The sequence below is a fragment of the Bacillus sp. P4_D3 genome (genome assembly GCF_056401855.1).
The window spans coordinates 1-1603 of the sequence record NZ_JBFUIN010000693.1 but is presented as its reverse complement, the minus strand read 5'-3'; the positions used below and the strand labels follow the sequence as shown (position 1 = coordinate 1603).

At 35.2% G+C, this 1603-nt stretch carries 2 protein-coding genes and 1 pseudogene; 2 read left to right on the top strand and 1 reads right to left on the bottom strand.

Features of this window, described 5'->3' with window-relative positions; all coding sequences use genetic code 11:
• Together AC1DTM_RS25655 and narI are read left to right on the top strand one after the other, a co-directional pair.
• Positions 1-106: pseudogene (locus AC1DTM_RS25655) on the top strand (nitrate reductase molybdenum cofactor assembly chaperone); the annotation flags it as partial.
• Between the two features lie 17 nt (positions 107-123).
• Positions 124-813 carry a respiratory nitrate reductase subunit gamma gene (gene narI, locus AC1DTM_RS25650; RefSeq protein ID WP_002148403.1) on the top strand — a complete coding sequence of 230 codons (690 nt, stop codon included), beginning with the start codon at positions 124-126 and terminating at the stop codon, positions 811-813.
• 138 nt (positions 814-951) lie between these two features.
• Here the strand turns inward: narI and AC1DTM_RS25645 are convergent.
• The coding region (locus AC1DTM_RS25645) for a Crp/Fnr family transcriptional regulator (protein ID WP_477001207.1) at positions 952-1603 on the bottom strand (652 nt) is incomplete at its 5' end.

The window sequence follows — 1603 nt, the reverse complement described above, 5'->3', positions numbered from 1 at the left end:
TATACAAGCACTGCACGGGCAATTAAAAGAAGCAAACTGTATGCACGAACCAATTCTTGCAGCCGTTCTCCTAGCTATCGATGCATGGGGAGTACAGACGAATTAGAAAGGAGTGTTGTCAAAATGATGGATCAATTTTTATGGGTGCTGTTTCCCTATATCATTTTTGCAATCTTTATTGGTGGACACATTTTCAGATACAACTATGATCAATTTGGCTGGACATCAAAATCTAGCGAACTATTAGAGAAGAAAATGCTCCGGATCGGAAGTCTATTATTCCACTTTGGGATAATGTTCGTAATTGGCGGTCATGTTATGGGGATATTAATTCCAGAGTCCATATACCGCTCAATAGGTATTTCTGAGCATATGTATCATATAGTAGCGATTAGCTTCGGACTTCCGGCAGGGATTGCCTCTATTATTGGATTAATTATATTAACGTATCGCCGTTTAACAGTAAAACGTATCATTGCAACGAGTACAACAGGAGATTATGTTGCGCTTATCTTATTGCTTATTGTGATGCTGGCGGGACTGACTTCAACCTTTTTAAATATTGACTCAAAAGGATTTGATTATCGTACAACAATCGGTCCTTGGTTCCGTAGTCTCTTTATTTTCCAACCGAAAGTTGAATATATGATGGAAGTACCTGTATGGTTTAAAATTCATATTATTGCAGGGATGGGGCTTTTCGCAGTATGGCCGTTTACAAGACTTGTCCATGTTTTTAGTGCTCCGATTAAATATTTAAGCCGTAGTTATGTTATTTACAGAAGACGTATTCCTAATGAATTGAAAAAATAATGCCGTTATACCTATTTAGTAATATATCAAGAAAGACGAGGTTTAATTGAAGCCCTCGTCTTTCTTGATATAGGGGATAGCAACAAGGAAAATAACCAGTAACTTAATATGAAAAAAGAGTAGCATCTAAATAAGATGCTACTCTATGCTACAAACAGAGGCAGAACAATCTTCACAAGCAATTTCACATTTTAAAAATTGTAAATCATGGATTGTAATCTTTCCTTTATTAATAGAAATTGTACCTTTTTTTTTCAAATCATTTAACATTCGATTTACGCTTTCACGCGAAGTTGCACAGAAGTTTGCAAGTTCTTGATTCGTTAATGGTAAATCGATGAGAATCCCATTTTCTTTTAATACACCATAACTATTTGTCATTCGAATGAGAGTAGAATATAGGGCACCTTTTTTGCCGTGTAATACTAAATCTCGGAACTTCGTTTGCATTCTTCTTAAATGTTCACTAATCCATTTCATAAATTCAAATACAAGTGCGGGTTTTTGGAGTAATGCTTTTTCTAAGGCTTCACGCTTTATAACGCCTACTTCAACATCTTCAAGGCATTTTGAATTTAATAAATACTTGGCATTGTCCGTGAACAATGTTAGTTCTCCAATAATGTCATATTGCGAACAAATACGGAGTGTTAATTCTTGCCCGTCAGCACTTAGTTTACTAATTTGTACTTTTCCTGAGTGGATGATATAGAGATCTGTTGCTTCCATACCTTCTTGAAAAATAAAACTTCCTTTTTTTATCTGCATTTTATATTCAACAGATGCAAGT